At 51.6% G+C, this 17,184-nt stretch carries 15 protein-coding genes; 14 read left to right on the top strand and 1 reads right to left on the bottom strand.

Features of this window, described 5'->3' with window-relative positions; translation table 11 throughout:
• Nucleotides 1-121: 121 nt before the first annotated feature.
• The 13 genes from HQ393_RS14280 to HQ393_RS14215 all read left to right on the top strand — a co-directional run bounded on the left by HQ393_RS14280 (nucleotide 122) and on the right by HQ393_RS14215 (nucleotide 14,803).
• Nucleotides 122-1,024, top strand: a complete 903-nt coding sequence (locus tag HQ393_RS14280; protein ID WP_179355842.1) for a DMT family transporter — start codon at nucleotides 122-124, stop codon at nucleotides 1,022-1,024.
• Nucleotides 967-2,304: a methyl-accepting chemotaxis protein gene (locus tag HQ393_RS14275; RefSeq protein WP_438833113.1), complete on the top strand. Its 1,338-nt coding sequence runs from the start codon at nucleotides 967-969 to the stop codon at nucleotides 2,302-2,304. The genes HQ393_RS14280 and HQ393_RS14275 overlap by 58 nt, the downstream gene beginning before the upstream one ends.
• 9 nt (nucleotides 2,305-2,313) lie before the next feature.
• Nucleotides 2,314-2,682: a response regulator gene (locus tag HQ393_RS14270; RefSeq protein WP_179355839.1), complete on the top strand. Its 369-nt coding sequence runs from the start codon at nucleotides 2,314-2,316 to the stop codon at nucleotides 2,680-2,682.
• Between the two features lie 14 nt (nucleotides 2,683-2,696).
• Entirely contained in the window at nucleotides 2,697-2,984 is a 288-nt protein-coding gene (locus tag HQ393_RS14265; RefSeq protein WP_179355837.1) for an STAS domain-containing protein, read from the top strand.
• A complete protein-coding gene (locus HQ393_RS14260; protein WP_179355835.1) occupies nucleotides 2,981-5,149 on the top strand; it encodes a chemotaxis protein CheA in 2,169 nt (722 codons plus the stop codon). The genes HQ393_RS14265 and HQ393_RS14260 overlap by 4 nt, the downstream gene beginning before the upstream one ends.
• A gap of 113 nt (nucleotides 5,150-5,262) precedes the next feature.
• Nucleotides 5,263-6,918, top strand: coding sequence for a methyl-accepting chemotaxis protein (locus tag HQ393_RS14250; protein ID WP_246307898.1), 1,656 nt, complete (start codon nucleotides 5,263-5,265; stop codon nucleotides 6,916-6,918).
• 14 nt (nucleotides 6,919-6,932) lie between these two features.
• Entirely contained in the window at nucleotides 6,933-7,505 is a 573-nt protein-coding gene (locus HQ393_RS14245) for a chemotaxis protein CheW (RefSeq protein ID WP_179355833.1), read from the top strand.
• Nucleotides 7,506-7,507: 2 nt separating this feature from the next.
• Entirely contained in the window at nucleotides 7,508-8,311 is an 804-nt protein-coding gene (locus HQ393_RS14240) for a CheR family methyltransferase (protein WP_179355831.1), read from the top strand.
• An 18-nt stretch (nucleotides 8,312-8,329) separates the two neighbouring features.
• Entirely contained in the window at nucleotides 8,330-9,433 is a 1,104-nt protein-coding gene (locus HQ393_RS14235) for a protein-glutamate methylesterase/protein-glutamine glutaminase (RefSeq protein ID WP_179355830.1), read from the top strand.
• A gap of 8 nt (nucleotides 9,434-9,441) precedes the next feature.
• Nucleotides 9,442-10,677 (top strand): EAL domain-containing response regulator, encoded by a 1,236-nt coding sequence (locus tag HQ393_RS14230; protein WP_218871191.1) that lies wholly within the window; start codon nucleotides 9,442-9,444, stop codon nucleotides 10,675-10,677.
• 62 nt (nucleotides 10,678-10,739) lie between these two features.
• On the top strand, nucleotides 10,740-12,296 hold the full coding sequence (locus HQ393_RS14225; protein ID WP_179355828.1) for a methyl-accepting chemotaxis protein: 1,557 nt from the start codon (nucleotides 10,740-10,742) through the stop codon (nucleotides 12,294-12,296).
• 110 nt (nucleotides 12,297-12,406) lie between these two features.
• Nucleotides 12,407-13,573, top strand: coding sequence for a methyl-accepting chemotaxis protein (locus HQ393_RS14220; RefSeq protein ID WP_179355827.1), 1,167 nt, complete (start codon nucleotides 12,407-12,409; stop codon nucleotides 13,571-13,573).
• A 12-nt stretch (nucleotides 13,574-13,585) separates the two neighbouring features.
• Nucleotides 13,586-14,803 (top strand): protein-glutamate methylesterase/protein-glutamine glutaminase, encoded by a 1,218-nt coding sequence (locus HQ393_RS14215; protein ID WP_179355826.1) that lies wholly within the window; start codon nucleotides 13,586-13,588, stop codon nucleotides 14,801-14,803.
• 73 nt (nucleotides 14,804-14,876) lie between these two features.
• Here the strand turns inward: HQ393_RS14215 and HQ393_RS14210 are convergent, their stop codons facing one another.
• Nucleotides 14,877-16,505 carry a methyl-accepting chemotaxis protein gene (locus HQ393_RS14210; RefSeq protein WP_179355825.1) on the bottom strand — a complete coding sequence of 543 codons (1,629 nt, stop codon included), beginning with the start codon at nucleotides 16,503-16,505 and terminating at the stop codon, nucleotides 14,877-14,879.
• 109 nt (nucleotides 16,506-16,614) lie between these two features.
• On the opposite strand from HQ393_RS14210, the gene HQ393_RS14205 reads away from it, so the two are divergent.
• Nucleotides 16,615-17,184, top strand: coding sequence for a sugar O-acetyltransferase (locus HQ393_RS14205; protein ID WP_179355824.1), 570 nt, complete (start codon nucleotides 16,615-16,617; stop codon nucleotides 17,182-17,184).

Here is a 17,184-nt window from a genome sequence, read left to right as displayed (position 1 = left end):
GTTGCTAGTCGCGCCTGCGCGCTAGCGTTCGCCTTTTATCTAGGCATCGTTACCGCGGTCAACATCCCGCGGCAGGCGATCCCTCCTCGGTGATGTCCCGCCAACACCAGAGGAGAATCAAATGCTCAACCGTATCAGTACCCGATTTAGCTCATTTCAGATTGGCGTTTTACTGGCCATTTTTGCGTCGACTGGCTTTGCAGCCAAAGCCATTTTCGTCAAGCTCGCCTACCGCTACGGCGTTGATGCCGTCACCTTGGTGACGATGCGTATGCTGATCGCCGCGGTGTTATTACATGGCATACGCCTGTGGCGCACCGAGCAAGGCACGCCGCTCACGCCCAAGCAAAAATGGGCTTTGGTTGGTTTGGGGCTGATTGGATATTACCTTTCTAGTACCCTGGACTTTCTCGGACTGCAAACCGTGAGCGCCAGTCTGGAACGCTTGATTCTGTGCCTCTACCCCACGATGACCGTGCTATTTGGGGCGCTGATTTTTGGCGCGCCGATCTCGGCACGTATCAAACGCGCGCTGCCCGTCACCTATTTCGGCATGGTTTTGGTGCTGTGGCCTGATCTGTATCACGCCAAAGCAGACTGGATCGGGATTGGCTTTGTGGTGGCGAGCACGATCTCGTTTGCGCTGTATATGACCTTGAGCCCCAAAGTCATTCGTGAAGTAGGTTCGATGCGTTTTACCGAGTTGGCGTTAACCGTTTCCAGCTTTGCCATCTTTTTACACTTCATCGCGACTCGGCCGATGGCACTACTCTTGGCTCAGCCTGCGCCAGTGTGGGGTTACGCCGTGCTGATGGCGGTGTTTTCAACCATCTTACCGGTCTACGCCACCAATGCCGCGATGCACCGTATCGGCGGCAGTCGCACCGCACTGGTGGGCAGCTTTGGGCCGGTATTAACGATTATTTTTAGCCTCAGTATTTTGGGTGAGCACCTTAGCGCCATGCAATGGATGGGCGCGGCCATTGTCTTAAGTGGCGTCTGGCTTGTGGGCAAAAAAGACTAACAATCGCGGGCTATTTTTGTGCGTTGCGTAGGCTGCGATATGGCGTAAGCATCGCGCAAAAATGGCCCGATTTAGTCAGCGAAGCCAACTCCCTTCTGCTATCAATAGAGATACCAATTAGGGTTTTGGAGAATACGATGAGTAGAAATCGCACGATTTTGGGGGCAGGTGCGGCACTGGGCATCGTTCAGCTGATTATTTTGCTGGTCGGCAATACGCACTGGGCGATTGCACTCGCATGCTCCTTAGCGGTTATTGGTCTGGCCGTCTGGGCCGCCCAAGGCGAAGCCCCCATTCAAACCGAAACTCGCCTCAGCCCAGAACCGAACCCGCTGGATGAATTTGCCAAACGCTGGCAAGGGCTGCTGGTTGATGTAATCCCAGTGTGGCAGCGCAATCTGGAAACCTCACGCCAACAGACCGAAAATGCGGTCGGCAATCTGGCCAGCCGCTTTAGCGGCATTAATCAGCAGCTCAATAATGCCGTGCGTATTTCCAGTGGTGGCCATGGCGGCCAAAGCGAAATCCAGCAGATTATTGCCAATGCCAAAACTGAGTTAAGCGCCATTATCGACTCGCTCAATCAAGCCTTGCAGGGACGCGAGACGATGATTAATGAAATCAAAGGCCTAGCCAGCTTCACGGGCGAGCTCAAACAAATGGCCACCTCGGTCAGCGCCATTGCCAATCAAACCAATCTACTGGCACTCAATGCCGCGATCGAAGCCGCGCGGGCGGGCGAGTCGGGCCGTGGCTTTGCGGTGGTGGCCGATGAAGTGCGTAAACTATCCAATCTATCGGGCGACACCGGTAAACACATTACCGCCAAGGTCGAGCTGATCAATCAGGCGATGCAAAACACGCTCAACATGACCAGTCACTTGGCTCAAGAAGAAAATCAAATCATCCATAGCGCCGAATCGGTGATTCAAGGCGTGATTGCCAACTTCCATCACGCCGCCGCAGCACTCAACGACAACGTCGCCATGCTCGAAGCCGAAAGCCGCGCCGTGAATCACGAAGTCGAAGACGTCTTGGTAAATCTGCAATTCCAAGATCGCGTCAGCCAGATTCAAGGCCATGTTCTGGCCAATATGCACAAATTGCACGAGCAACTGCTGCAATCGGATTTAAACCGCGCGCAATTTACGCTACCCGATCGCTCGCAATGGCTCAGCGATCTAGAGCGCACCTATACCACCCTGGAGCAAAAGGCCCTACACCATGGCCAATCTGCGTCTACGGGCAATACCCCTGCAGCTTCGGTTGATTTCTTTTAAGGAGGCCTCATGGCAAAAACAATTCTAATCGTCGATGATTCTTCGAGCTTGCGCACGGTAGTGAGCATTGCGCTGAAAAATGCGGGCTACGACGTCATTGAGGCTTGCGATGGTAAAGATGCGCTGAGCAAATGCAATGGGCAAAAATTCAATTTGATTGTGTCCGATGTGAATATGCCAAATATGGATGGCATCACCTTTGTCAGCCAGCTCAAGCAACTACCCGCCTACAAATTTACCCCCGTCATTATGCTCACCACCGAGGCCGACGACAGCAAAAAAGCGGCGGGCAAAGCGGCAGGTGCGCGTGCTTGGGTCGTGAAACCCTTTCAGCCGCCCATTTTGCTCGATGCCATTGCCAAGCTGGTCTTGCCATAGCCAAGGAGCCCGTCATGCCTAAACTGATTGTGCTCGAAGGTGAGCAAACCATCTATCAAGCGCGCGACACACAACAACAATTGGCCAGCGCGCTGCACGAAGCAAAAGAAATCCAGCTCGATTTATCGCAAGTTCAAGACGCCGACACGGCTTTTATGCAGATTTTAATTTGGCTGCAAAATGAAGGTCGCCGCCTAGAAAAACCAGTGCATTTTATTCAGCCTTCAAGCTGCTTGCGCAATATTGTCGCGGCATTGGGCTTGCAAGATGTGTTACCTAGCGATTTTGGAGCGCAATCATGAGCAATGATTTTGACCACGCGCTACCGGCCTTTCTCGACGAAGCCAATGAATTATTGATTGCGATGGAAAGCATCCTGATGGATGTGCAAGGCACGCAGCCCGACGATGAGCAGCTCAATGCGATGTTTCGTGCCATGCATACGATCAAAGGCTCGTCAGGTCTGTTTGGCCTCGATCCCATCGTGCATTTCACCCACGAAGCAGAAAATATCCTCGATGCACTGCGCTCGGGCGAGCTGGGCTTTGACGATGAGCTAGCCGGTTTACTGCTCCTTTGCCACGATCATGTCAAAGCCATGCTGGCGGTGATTTATGATGCGGAAAAACTCAAAGCCATGGCGCACCCGCCGCTGATTGAGCAGCTAAAAGCCTATTTCAATAGCAAAACGGGGCAAGAAGACAGCACGCAGCCTGAAACAGAAGCAGTGCAGGAAAATCACCCCAGCGAGCAGGCCTGGCTGCTTTCGCTGCGCTTTGCGCCTGATGTCTTGTGCAATGGCATGGACCCGCTGTCGTTTGTCCGCTATCTGAGCTCCATTGGCGAAATCAGCGCGATTCAACCCGTCTTGACCCAGCTGCCCAGCGGCGATGAGTTTGACCCTGAAACCAATTACCTGCGTTTTGAGCTGATTTTCCGGGGTGATGTCGATACGAAAAAGCTCAACGATGTGTTTGAGTTTGTGCGGGAAGACAGCCAAATCCACATTATCGAGCTGGCCCATGCGGCCGAGGCTTTTCAATTCATTACCGCCGATCAATCCCCCGCGGAATGTCAGGCCGTGGCGCAAGCGTGGCTCAATATGGGCATCAGCAAAACCGCAGCGCCCATCGAGTTAGCAGTCGTACCACAGATACCAGAAACTGAAGTAACCGCACTCACGCCAGAGCAAAACTTTGCCCTCGCAGCCAAAATTGCCAGCGGCGCAGTGCTAGTCAAAACCGAACAAAAATCAGCCAAAACCGCAGAAACCAAATTCATCAAGGTGGAAGCGAGCAAGCTCGATAATTTGATCAATTTGATTGGAGAATTAGTCATCGCGGGTGCGGCAGCCAACCTCATCGCCCGCAATTCTGGGCAAAGTGCACAAATTGAATCCACCGCCACGATCGCCTCGCTGATCGAGCAAATTCGCGCCGGTACGCTGTCGATGCGCATGGTGCAAATTGGCGAGATTTTCAATCGCTTTCCTCGCGTTGTCCGCGATGTATCCAAAGAGCTGGGTAAATCGATCGAACTGCATATTAGCGGCGCAGAAACCGAGCTGGATAAATCGATGGTCGATAAATTGGGCGACCCATTGATGCATATCGTACGCAATGCGATCGATCATGGCATTGAATCGGCCGAGCTCCGCGAGCAAGCCGGTAAACCAGTGGTTGGCAACGTGTGGCTGAACGCCTATCACGAGTCAGGCAGCATCGTGATCGAAGTCGCCGACGATGGCGGCGGGCTGCGCAAAGACAAAATTCTGGCCAAAGCCATCGCCAATGGCCTGATTGCAGCTGATGCCGTGCTCAGTGATAACGAGATTTACAAACTGATTTTTGAGCCCGGTTTTTCCACCGCCGAGCAAGTGAGCAATATTTCAGGGCGCGGCGTCGGCATGGATGTCGTCAAACGTGGGCTAGAAGCACTGCGCGGCACGATAGATATTGATTCTACCGTTGGCGAAGGCACGCATTTTCGTATTCGCTTGCCGCTGACGCTGGCGATTATTGATGGTTTTCTCGTGCAAATTGGCAAATCGACTTTTGTTATTCCGCTTGAAGTCGTCGTCGAATGCATCGAAATCCCCGACGATTTGCGCGCCGATGGCACGCATTCCTACCTCAATTTGCGCGGCGAAGTACTGCCGGTGCTCAATCTGAGCGAATTCCTTGAATTGGGTGAGCCGCCCGGTAAGCGCCAGAACGTCGTCGTCGTCAATTACGGCGAAAGCAAAGCAGGCTTGCTGGTCGATCAGTTATTAGGCGAATTCCAAACAGTGATCAAACCGCTGGGCACGCTGTTTAGCCATCTGCGCGCCATTAGCGGCTCGACGATTCTAGGCTCGGGCGAAGTTGCGTTGATTCTGGATGTGCCATCGCTGATCCATTTTGCGACTCAGAAAGAAAGTGCGCACTTTGCCAAACCAAACGAAGAGGCCAAGCAATCGCAACATTAGATACACCCACTACGTATAGCCCTGAAAACCCTAATTTCAAAAGAATAGAAGCACATACGTTCAATATTGAACTTCATCACAAATAAATACGCGCAATTAGGAGATGAAACAAAATGAAAAAACAAATGACGATTGCTACCCGCCTCATACTGGCATTTAGCCTGATGATTGTGCTGCTACTGGTCTGCGTCGGCGCGGCGGTTCGTGGCTACAACAACCTGAATGAAAATCTGAAAAGTATTGTGTCGATCAATAATGCCGAGATCGAGTATGCCGCTCGGATGAACCTTGCCGTACAGCAAATACGAATTGCATACCGCAACGCGGTGATTTATGAAGATGCGGCCAACATCGCCAAAGCAACCGAGAGCTACAGCAAGGCACGCGATGACTTTGACAGCAATATGAAAAAGCTCAAAGCCGTACTGGATGATCCCGCCAGCGAAACCACCCAACCAGAACGTGAAATCTTCGCCGAAATTGAGCGCGTATTGCCTGAGGCACGTTCCGGTGCTGAATTAGTCCTCAAATTCGGCTCCGAAAATAAAGCCGAAGAGGCAAAGTTAGCACTTGCGAAAGTCAGCGGGGCCAATAGTGCACTGGCTGGAGCCTGCGACAAGATGTTCAATCTACAGCAAGAACTTAACGTTAAAGCGGCGAAAGAATCTGAGGGCATTTATCACAACACGCTCACTCAACTGCTGGTGCTTGCAGGCATTGCGATCGTGATTGCCATCCTGCTGGTGTTATTTATTGTGCGTAATCTGACTCGCACCCTCGGCGGCGAGCCCCATTACGCGTCTGAAATTATGCGCGAATTTGCCAATGGCAATCTGATGGTGGCGGTGAATTTGCGACCTGGCGATAAAACCAGCGTACTGGCCTCGCTGTATGGCGCCATTGAAAAAATCCGCACCATCATGGTTGATGTGAAGTCCAGCGCCGACAATTTATCGTCAGCAGCCGTTCAAGTCAGCGCGACCTCACAATCACTATCCCAAACTTCTCAGCAATCTGCCGCCAGCATCGAGCAAACTTCGGCTTCGATTGAAGAGATGTCTTCATCCATCAACCAAACCAGCGATAACGCCAAAGTCACCGAAAGCATCGCCAATAAAGCGGCACGCGAAGCGGCTGATGGCGGCGAAACAGTGCGCCATACCGTCACCGCCATGCGTCAAATTGCCGACAAAATCAGCATTATCGACGACATTGCCTACCAAACAAATCTATTGGCGCTCAATGCCGCAATTGAAGCGGCGCGCGCCGGTGAGCAAGGTAAAGGCTTTGCCGTGGTGGCCGCCGAGGTGCGTAAACTGGCCGAGCGCAGTCAAGTGGCCGCGCAAGACATCGGCGAAGTCGCCAGCAGCAGCGTGAAACTGGCCGAGCGCGCGGGGGAATTGCTGGAAGAAATGGTGCGCTCAAGCTCGAAAACCGCGGATTTGGTGCAAGAAATCTCCGCCGCCGCCAGCGAGCAGGCCACTGGCGTGAATCAGGTCAATTCAGCGGTGCAGCAAATCAATACCGCTACCCAGCAAAACTCGGCTTCCAGTGAAGAGCTAGCCTCAACCGCCGAAGAGCTCAGTGGCCAAGCCGAGAATCTGCAAGACTTAATTTCCTTCTTCCGCCTTGATGAAGGGCATGCGAGTCGTCGTCGTACTAGTAATAGCACACGCCGCAGCACCGTCAGCGCTAGTCCGCAAAAAAGCTATGTGATGGGGTCGAAAGCGAATGTCGATATTGATGAATCTGACTTTACCCGCTTCTAAACTGGAGAACAGCCATGGGAGCACTTGCCCTTAAAACGGGAAAAGACAAGGCGCAGCAACATGAAGAAGCCGCTTTGGATTTATCTCAATATTTAACGTTTCAGCTCTGCGGTGAAACCTTTGCCATCGGCATTTTGGCGATCAAAGAATTGCTTGAATACATGCCGATGACGCAAGTGCCAATGATGCCGAGCTTTGTGCGCGGGGTAATGAATCTGCGCGGCGCCGTGGTGCCGGTGATTGATTTATCGCTGCGTTTTGGCAAAGGCGAAACCGCAGTTCAACGCCGCACTTGCGTAGTGATCGTAGAAGTTGAGCACGAGGAACAGCAGCAATACATTGGAGTGCTGGTTGATGCGGTGCATGAAGTACTGGCGATTCCCGACAGTGACATCGTCGCCGCGCCCCAATTTGGCAATCATATTCGCAGCGACTTCATTGCGGGCATGGCCAAAGTTCAAAACAAGTTTGTGGTGCTGCTTGATTTAAGTCGTGCGTTGTCCGTGGAGGAAATGGCGCAGTTGGCGATGATAGACGACGATGCCGTGGCCATGCTGGATGAGCACGCAGAGGACGCCCAAGAGTAATTATGCAATTGAGCGACGCGACGTTTCAACGTTACAGCCAGTGGATGAAAGCCCAAACGGGCGTGCATTTCACCGACATCAAAAAAACGCTGGTGACCCAGCGTTTGATGCGGCGTTTGCACGCGCGAAAAATTGATACGTTTGAGGCCTATTTCCGCCTGCTCACGCACAAAGATGAAGAAGCCGAGCGTCAATTAGCGCTAGATTTGCTCACCACGCATGAGACTTTTTTCTTTCGTGAACCCAAGCATTTTGACTGGCTCAAGCAATTTTTATTACAGCCCCGCCCACACAGCCAAGTTCTACGCTTTTGGAGTGCCGCCGCCTCCAGTGGCGAAGAGGTCTGGAGCATTGCCATGATGCTGGCCGATTGTCTGGGCGTGGCAGGCCCATGGCAATTGATGGGAAGCGATATTAGCCAGCCGGTGATCGACAAAGCCAGAGGCGGCCACTATGTCATGCAGCGCTGCGATGGCATACCTGTTAACTACCTCAAGAAATTCTGTTTAAAAGGTCAGGGCACGCAACTGAATACGCTATTGATCATGCGCGAGCTACGCCAACGCGTGGAATTTAAGGTCATCAATCTGATTGAAGAATTTCCCAGCATGGCGCCGTTTGATGTGATTTTCCTGCGCAATGTACTGATTTATTTTGATATTGAAACCAAAGCACAGGTCGTCAATCGTTGCATTCAGCGTTTACAACCTGGTGGCTTTTTACTCGTCAGCCATTCAGAAAGTCTGAATGGCATGAGTTCACAACTCAGATTGATTCAGGCCGGTATTTACCAAAAAACATTATAAAAATACCGAGGGGGAGAAATGACAATCGAAGTGATGTTGGTCGATGACTCGGCCGTGGTCAGACAGGTACTGAGCCAGGTATTTACCAGCGCCAGCGGAATCCATGTGCTGGATGTTGCACACGACCCGATCATGGCAATCGAAAAGCTCAAAAAACATTGGCCCGATGTGATCGTGCTGGATGTAGAAATGCCAAAAATGGATGGCATTACTTTTCTCAAGCACATTATGTCCACGCGCCCTACTCCAGTCGTGATTTGCTCGTCGCTCACGCAAAAAGGCGCGGACGTCAGTATGCAGGCGATGGCCGCGGGCGCGGTGGGTGTGATCGCCAAGCCCACGGGTGGCGTCAAAGCGTTTTTGGAAGAAAACAGTAAATTGCTGATCGATGCCGTACGCGGCGCTGCGCAAGCGAAAATGAGCCGCGTTCAAGCCGGGTCAAACGCCCAGCCCGTCAATAAAACGGCCTTATCGAGCACGGCACTTCCCAATATTCGCGCCAAACTCGCTGCCGATGTCGTACTAGATGCGCCTACTGGCAAAGAATTATTCCAAACCACCGAGCGTATCGTTGCCATTGGCACTTCGACCGGTGGCACGCAGGCACTCGAAGCCATATTAACCAGCCTACCGCGCACCTGCCCCGGCATGGCGATTGTGCAGCATATGCCCGAGCAATTTACTGCGGCCTTTGCCAAGCGGCTCAATTCCATTTGCCAGATCGAAGTCAAAGAAGCCGTCAATGGCGATCGCATTATCCCTGGTCGCGCGATTATTGCGCCGGGCGGACGGCATATGACGATCAAACGCAGCGGTGCTTTCTACCACGTCGAAGTAATCGACGGACCGCCCGTTAGCCGGCATCGCCCTTCGGTTGATGTGCTGTTTCGCTCTGCCGCCAAAGCATCGGGGCGCAATGCGCTGGGCATCATCATGACCGGGATGGGCGACGATGGCGCCAAAGGGCTAAAAGAAATGCACGATGCAGGCGCACATACCATTGCGCAAGATGAAAACAGCTGCGTGGTGTTTGGCATGCCCAAAGAGGCCATCAAACTAGGGGCGGCAACAGAAATCATGCCGCTGGATCAAATCGCAAAATCAATCTGTAAATACGGGTGATGCTGACTATGCCTCAAAGCAAGCCCTTCTTAATTCGCAAATTTAGCAAGGTCATGGTCATTGACGACTCGGCCGTGCAACGTCAGTACGCCACCCAATTGTGTGAGCAACTTGAGCTCACCGTCGTGGCTCAAGCTGAAAATGGCCAAGATGCCCTCGACCAATTGGCCATGCTGGACACGCAGCCCGAATTACTACTCGTCGATTTGGAAATGCCGGTGCTGGATGGTATTTCTTTGATACAACAATTAGCCCAAAGCAATCAATTTATCTCGATTCTGATCGTGAGCTCACGCGAGATTGCCCTGCTATCATCGGTTGAAACCATGATCAAAGCCTATGGCTTGCCCGTCGTTGGCGCTTTACAAAAGCCACTGTCTATCGAGCAGCTGCAGATAACGCTCGACAAATATGCAAATAAAAAGCCCACCCCGCCCCCCGAATTAAATCGTCAAGCCAAAGTCGTGGTCAGCGTGCCTGAGATTGCCTCGGCCATTATCAATAAGCAATTTACGACTTACTTTCAGCCCAAAATCTTGCTCGCCAACGGCATGATTAAAGGCGTCGAAACGCTCATCCGCTGGCAGCACCCTGAAAAGGGCATGATTATGCCCAACGATTTTATTCCGCTGGCCGAGGAGCACGGCTTAATCCATGACATCACTTTGCAGGTCTTGGAAATGTCACTGGAGTGGCTGCAATACTGGCACGCCCATGGCCTCAATTTGAATGTCGCCATCAATTTATCTTCGCTATCGCTGGCCGATTTAGGCCTAGTCGAACAAATTGATCAGCGAGTTAGTAATAGTGGCATTACGCCGCAGTCGATCACATTAGAAATTACCGAGACAGCCGTCATGGCTGACGTCGCTTTATCACTCAACTCACTCGCACGCTTGCGCCTGAAAGGCTTTGGCTTGTCGATTGACGACTATGGCACGGGCTTTTCTTCCATGCAGCAATTGGCACGCATTCCATTTACCGAGCTCAAAATTGACCGTTCCTTTGTCGATGGCGCCAGCGACAGCCTGCAATTGAGCAATATGCTCAGTATCGCGATTGAAACGGCGCGTAAGTTGGGACTGCACTGTGTCGCCGAAGGCGTTGAAAATGCCGATGACTGGGTGCTACTGAAGCGTTTGGGCTGCGATACAGCACAAGGCTATCTGGCCGCCAAGCCGATGCCTGGGGATGAATTAATCGATTGGATCAAGCAAAACAGCAAACGTTTACGAGATCTCTAAAAATACCAACAAAGGTATACAAGTAAACGCATTACAAATAAAAGAATGCAAGGAGATACCCCATGAACAATCTCAGCATGAAAGCTCAGTTCACCTTGCTCGCAAGTAGCACCGTGCTGCTATTGAGTCTACTAACCGCCATGGTTTATTTCCAGATCGACAGCGCCAGTCGTGAGATCGAAAGCAAGCTCGCCATTGCCATTCAAATCAGCGCAGCCAGCGCAGGCATACAAGACGCCAATGTCGAATTTAAAACGCAGGTGCAGGAATGGAAAAATATCCTGATTCGTGGCAACAATGAAGCCAGTATGAAAAAACACCGCGCTGGTTTTGCCAAACATGAAGCGGCCACCATCGAAAAACTCAATCAAGCAGTACGCCATTTCCAAGCCGCAGAGCAAGATCACACAGCCATCGACGAGCTGATCAAACAGCATCACATCTTGGGCGAAAACTATCGGCAAGCGTTGACCTCCTTTGATGCCAACAATCCCGAAAGCGGCAAACTGGTGGATAAATTGGTCACAGGCATGGATCGCGCCTCAGCGGAAAAGATGACTGCGCTGGCCGACCAGAGCTCGAAGCAGCAAGAAAAACTCCTCAATGACAATCTGAAAAATATCAGCGCTCAATTACTACACACCCGCAGCATGATGCTGCTAACAGCAACCATCTGCAGCGCCATTTTGATTGGCATTATGGTACTCATCATCCGCAACCTCATATCCATGATCGGCGGCGAACCTCAGGTCGCAGTGGCCGTGGCTCAGCAAGTCGCAAATGGCAATCTCGATTTAGATCATCATCAATTAAGCGCACAACCCAATAGTATTCTTGGTGCGCTTGGCCAAATGGTCAAACAACTGCAACACATCATACAGGAGGTGAATGACACCGCTGCGGGATTGGCCAATTCTGCCGTTCAGGTCAGCGACTCCTCACAATCACTGAGTCGCAATGCCATGAGTCAGGCCGCCAGCGTTGAAGAAAGCAGCGCCTCGCTGGAAGAAATCGCCAGCATCATTCAGCAAAATGCCGATAACGCCAAAATCACCGAACAAAATGCCAATCAAGCGGCGACTAGCACCGTCAAAGGTGCCAAGGTCGTTGGTGATGCGGTGAGCTCAATGCTGGAAATCAGCCAGAAAATCAATATCGTCGACGATATCGCTTACCAGACCAACCTCTTGGCGCTCAATGCCGCGATTGAAGCTGCGCGCGCTGGCGAGCAAGGCAAAGGTTTTGCTGTGGTTGCCAGCGAGGTGCGCAAACTGGCTGAGCGCAGCCAGAAAGCAGCACAAGAAATTAGCACGCTCGCCAAAACCAGTGCCGTACAAGCACAGCTGGCCAGCGCCGAACTCGATGCGGTCGTACCTGCGATCCGCAAAACATCCGATCTGGTACTCGACATAGCCCAAGCATCGGAAAGCCAATCGATCGGCATCGCGCAAATCAATAGCGCCGTCGGGCAATTGGCCACCACGACTCAGCAAAACGCCGCGTCGTCCGAAGAACTCAGCGCCACGGCCGAAGAGCTTTCGGCACAAGCGATGTCACTTAAAGAGATGGTGGCTTTTTTTAAACTCGGCAAACAAAGTAAAAGCAAGAAATATCGATAGGTATATTCCTGAAATTAATCTAATTCAATGACTAGATGAACATACCCCGAGATGTATAAATGAATCAGCGAAGCTTAAAAAGCAAATTTATCTTGCTGGCCATAATCACGATGAGCCTGGGCCTCCTGTTGGGTTGCGTCACCATTTATGAGCTCAATTCGCTGTATAAAAACGAGGTGGCGCGCGATGAGCACAATAAAACCCTGAGTGACAGTATCGCAAAGATACTCGAAGCCAATGTTCAATTCAAAATTCAGATCCAACATTTAAAAAACATTTTGCTGCGTGGAAATGAAAAAAATGATTTTGAATTAGAGCTTTCGCAATTTACCTTGCAAGCGCAAAAGGTGCAGAGTTTGCTGAGCCAAGCGAGTCTAGCTATGGCTCACACAGGCGAAGCCAAGGCAGCCATTTTGCAACTGCAGCGCGAGCACGCCCAAGTCACTGAGCAATATCGCCACGCATTACTCAAATTTGACCCCGCGGACCCAGAGACCGGGAAAAAAATAGATAGTCAGATCCGGGGCATTGATCAAAATCTAACCGACGCATTGAGCAAAAAAGCCGCCACCGTGGCAGCGCGCAATCAAATACAAGATCAACTTGACGCACAGGCAACGCTCAATGATATTGCACAAGCTACACGAAGTTATCTGATCATAGCCCTGATTAGCGCGATAGTGCTGATCAGCCTTTTTTGGCTGATTTTACGCGGTATTTTGCAGCAAATTGGCGGAGATCCAGAACAAGCGCGCCACCTGGCCAGACAAATCGTCACAGGCGATTTAACCGCCAGCATCCATACCAATCAGCCCAAAAGCGTATTAGGGCAATTAAAAGTCATGCTCGACTGGTTGGTGGATACGGTGATTGATTTACGCAAAACTAGCCGTGACTTAATTCATTTATCGCAGCAAGTACAAGCCGATGCGCAGGCCGTCGCAAGCACCGCACAACAACAGGCACATGCGATTGAACAAAGTAGCACCATGCTGATGCAGATTGCCGCCACTGTTTCCCAAAATGCCAAGCACGCTCAGCAACTGGAAAAGTTGATCGATTTGCAGCCTCATCTGAAAGACCTCGCGCAGGAAATATTGTATGCCTCGAAAGAACAGGCGCAAGGTGTTGAGCAAGCGAATAAAAACCTCGCTATCTTGAGTAATACCACGGCCAATAATGCAGCGGCAGCGAATAACCTCAGTCGAGTCGCACAATATCTAGCACTCGAGGCCGAAAACCTCAACGCATCGATTGAATTGATTAAAACCGAATAGGGCGAAATAGCCATGACGATAAAAGTGCTGATTGTGGATGACTCATCGATTGTGCGGCAGGTCATGCAAGATTTGCTGAGCAAAGAGCGCGATATCGAAGTCATTGGCACCGCGTTCGATCCGATCTTTGCGCAAGAAAAAATGGCCAAACAATGGCCCGATGTCATCGTGCTCGACATTGAAATGCCACGCATGGATGGCATTACTTTTCTCAAACAGATCATGGCGCAGCGACCGACACCGGTTGTGATTTGCTCATCACTGACCGAGAAAAATGCCGATCTCAGTATGCAGGCGCTCTCGGCGGGCGCGCTGGGTATTATCAATAAACCAGCCATCGGTTTTCGGGATTACATTCAGGACAGTAGCGCAGATTTACTCACCGCCATTCGCAGCGCAGCGGTGGCGCGGATGTCGAAAGTGCGCCTGACACCGATCACCCCACCTCCAGTCAAACCCAGTACAAGCCCAGCGATACCACGACCCAGCACGCCACTGAGTACCAGCACGCGCAGCAGCCCATCGACGCCAGCATCACGCAGCCCAACGCCCCCAAAACCCACATCGTCCAGCAATATGACAACGATGGCCGAGAGGCTAGGTTCACCGAAACTGAGCGCCGACGCCATCTTGCAAGCGCCGAGCAGCGGTAGTGTGATACCAACCACCAGTAAAATTATCGCCATTGGCACGTCGACGGGAGGCACGCAGGCGCTGGAAGCCATCTTGCCTCATCTGAAACGCAATTGCGCAGGTCTGGCCATTGTGCAGCATATGCCCGAGAAATTTACCGCCAGCTTTGCCAAACGACTCGATAGCTTGTGCGAAATAGAAATCAGGGAAGCGCAAAACAACGACAAAATCATGCCCGGTCTGGCTTTGATTGCCCCTGGCGGCAAACACATGGTGATCCGGCGTAATGGCAGCCAATATTATGTTGAAGTGCTGGATGGCCCCTTGGTTAGTCGGCATCGGCCATCGGTCGATGTGCTATTTCGCTCGGCGGCCAGCGCAGCAGGACGCAATGCTGTCGGTTATATCTTGACCGGCATGGGGGATGATGGCGCCAAGGGCATGCGGGAAATGTTCGATGCGGGGGCGATGACCTTTGCGCAAGACGAGGAAAGCTGCGTGGTATTTGGCATGCCCAAAGAGGCGCTGGGGCTGGGCGGTGCTAAAGAAGTCATTGCCCTTGATCATATTGCGGATTCAATCGGCAAATTTCGCTAATCCCGAACGCTAGCGCCATTATTGAGAGCATAAAAAAGGATCGCAAGCGATCCTTTTCGGCAAACCCCAATGATTAACGCACCTTAAAGCGTTGCACCGTTTGGGACAATTGGCTCGACATTGATTCGAGTTGACCAATCGAATCGACCATATTCCGCGCCGAAACTGAGTTTTCTTCGGCCATTTGCGCAATACGTTCCACATTTACCGCAATATCCCGCGCAGCAGCACGCTGTTCTTGTACCTGCTCGGTGATGCCAAACACCGACTCGACCACATCATTGCTGCTGGCATTAATCCGCCCGATGCTGTCGCTGGCCTGATTGGCCAAATTCAGCCCATCACCAACCCGGCGGCTGCCATTGCTCATGCGTTTAACCGCATCTTGGGCGCTGCTTTGAATTGCGCCAACCATGGCGGTAATTTGTGTCGCAGATTGCGTGGTGCGCTCAGCCAGTTTGCGCACTTCATCGGCGACGACGGCAAAGCCACGCCCCATATCACCGGCGCGCGCCGCTTCAATGGCGGCATTGAGTGCCAGCAAATTGGTCTGATCGGCAACATCTTTAATCACGACGACAATACTACCGATTTCTTCAATATTGCGGCCTAACTCGGTAATTTGCTCGGCAGCACTACTCACTTCACCTGAAATCGCCTGCATTTCCTGGGCGGCGGCCACCACATCTCCACTACCATTTTTCGCTAACGCACCAGCATCACGTGCTTTTTGTTCGACATCGACCGAGTTGTGCGCCACTTGATCCATGCTGACGCTCATTTCCTCCACTGCGGCGGCCATATTGCTCGCTGCAGCCGATTGCGTATCTGTGCCGCTATGAATTTGCTGCGAAGCATGGCTTAAAGTGCGCGCCGCATTGGCAACATCATGCGAATTATCACGAATCTGGCCAATAATTTGGGTCAGGTTTTCCTGCATCTTTTTCAATGAAGATAACAATACGCCAATTTCATCGCTGCCAATCTGCTGATTACGCCACTCATGCGTCAAATCACCAGCAGCAATTTTTTCAGCCACTTCATTGGCGGCCCGTAGCGAACGAATGACGAGGTTGGCAATCAGCCAAGCCAGCACCAAACCCACGACGACCGCCAAAATCGAAACGCTGGCAATGACACTGAAAGCCGTCACCGTACTGCTTTCAACGTTTTTCTTGCCCTCCTCCATCTCGGCGCCAAGTCGCTGCACTAGTTTTAATACCGCATCGCGGTAGGCCTTACTAATGGGCGAGTATTCGCTATTGATAAACTTACCACCGATAGCACGATCAACTTTAAGTTGACTAATTAAGGTCGTTTTTTGTTTGTCCATGGCCTCATTAGTGCGCTCCACGTCGGCAATCAGTGTCTTGGCTTGTGCATCGAGCGGCATAGACTTGAGGCTGTTAATGAGTTTTTCTTCGAGTGCATTTTGCTCATCAAGTTTTTTTAATTCAGCCTCCATCGAATCGTAATCGTCGGCTAGCGCAGCATTGCGAAAAACCAGATCCGTGTTATAGGCCAAGGTAATCAACTGGTTGGCAGCAACCGCAGCCGGATAGCGCTCCCCCACCAATTCGCCAATCGTGCCCTTGATTGCCCCTAGGCTACTTAAGGCCACCAGCGCGACGAATACCAATAAGCTCAGGACCAAGCCAAAACCTGCCATCAACCTTGCCTTTACGCCCCAATTTTTCATCATTTTGTCCGCTCGCTATGTCAAAAACACCATTTCTTACAATCATAGGTGGCTTATACTGCAATACAAGCACTATACACCACATCATCATTTGCTAATATAAGAGGCTCGGATGCAAAAAACCCTCCATAAATTTGCATTTGAAGACGTTGGCAAACTCGACCTGTCGGCCGAATACCAGCTTATTCAGCAATTTAATCAACTCGATGAGGACGAGCCAGCAGCCCGCTCGGCCTTGCTCAAGCAGATTCTTGCTCTTGCTGATGAAGTCACAATTCAAGGCCCATTAAAAATATTCAATGGCCAAAATATCCGCTTAGGCCGAAAGATCTACATCAATATCGACGTTGAAATCTCCGCTACGGCGCCCGTTAGCATTGGTCATCACACGCTGATCGGCCCGCATGTTCAGATTATTACGGGCACCCACCCGGTTGATCCGACTGAACGCCAGCAATGGGCACTATGGGCCAAACCCATCAGCATTGGCCAGAATGTCTGGATTGGTGCTAGCGCCATCATTTGCCCCGGCGTCACCATTGGCGATCACGTGGTGATCGGCGCAGGCGCCGTTGTCACCCATGATATTCCAGCCTGCTCGCTCGCAGTCGGCAATCCAGCCAAGGTGATCCGCGAGCTAACGCCGCCCGATGAAGCGACTCTTTACGCGAGAAATCCATAG

The organism is Chitinibacter bivalviorum (assembly GCF_013403565.1).
Classification (GTDB): Bacteria; Pseudomonadota; Gammaproteobacteria; order Burkholderiales; family Chitinibacteraceae; genus Chitinibacter; species Chitinibacter bivalviorum.
The sequence above is the reverse complement of the archived record's forward strand: the minus strand, read 5'-3'. Positions and strand labels throughout refer to the sequence as shown.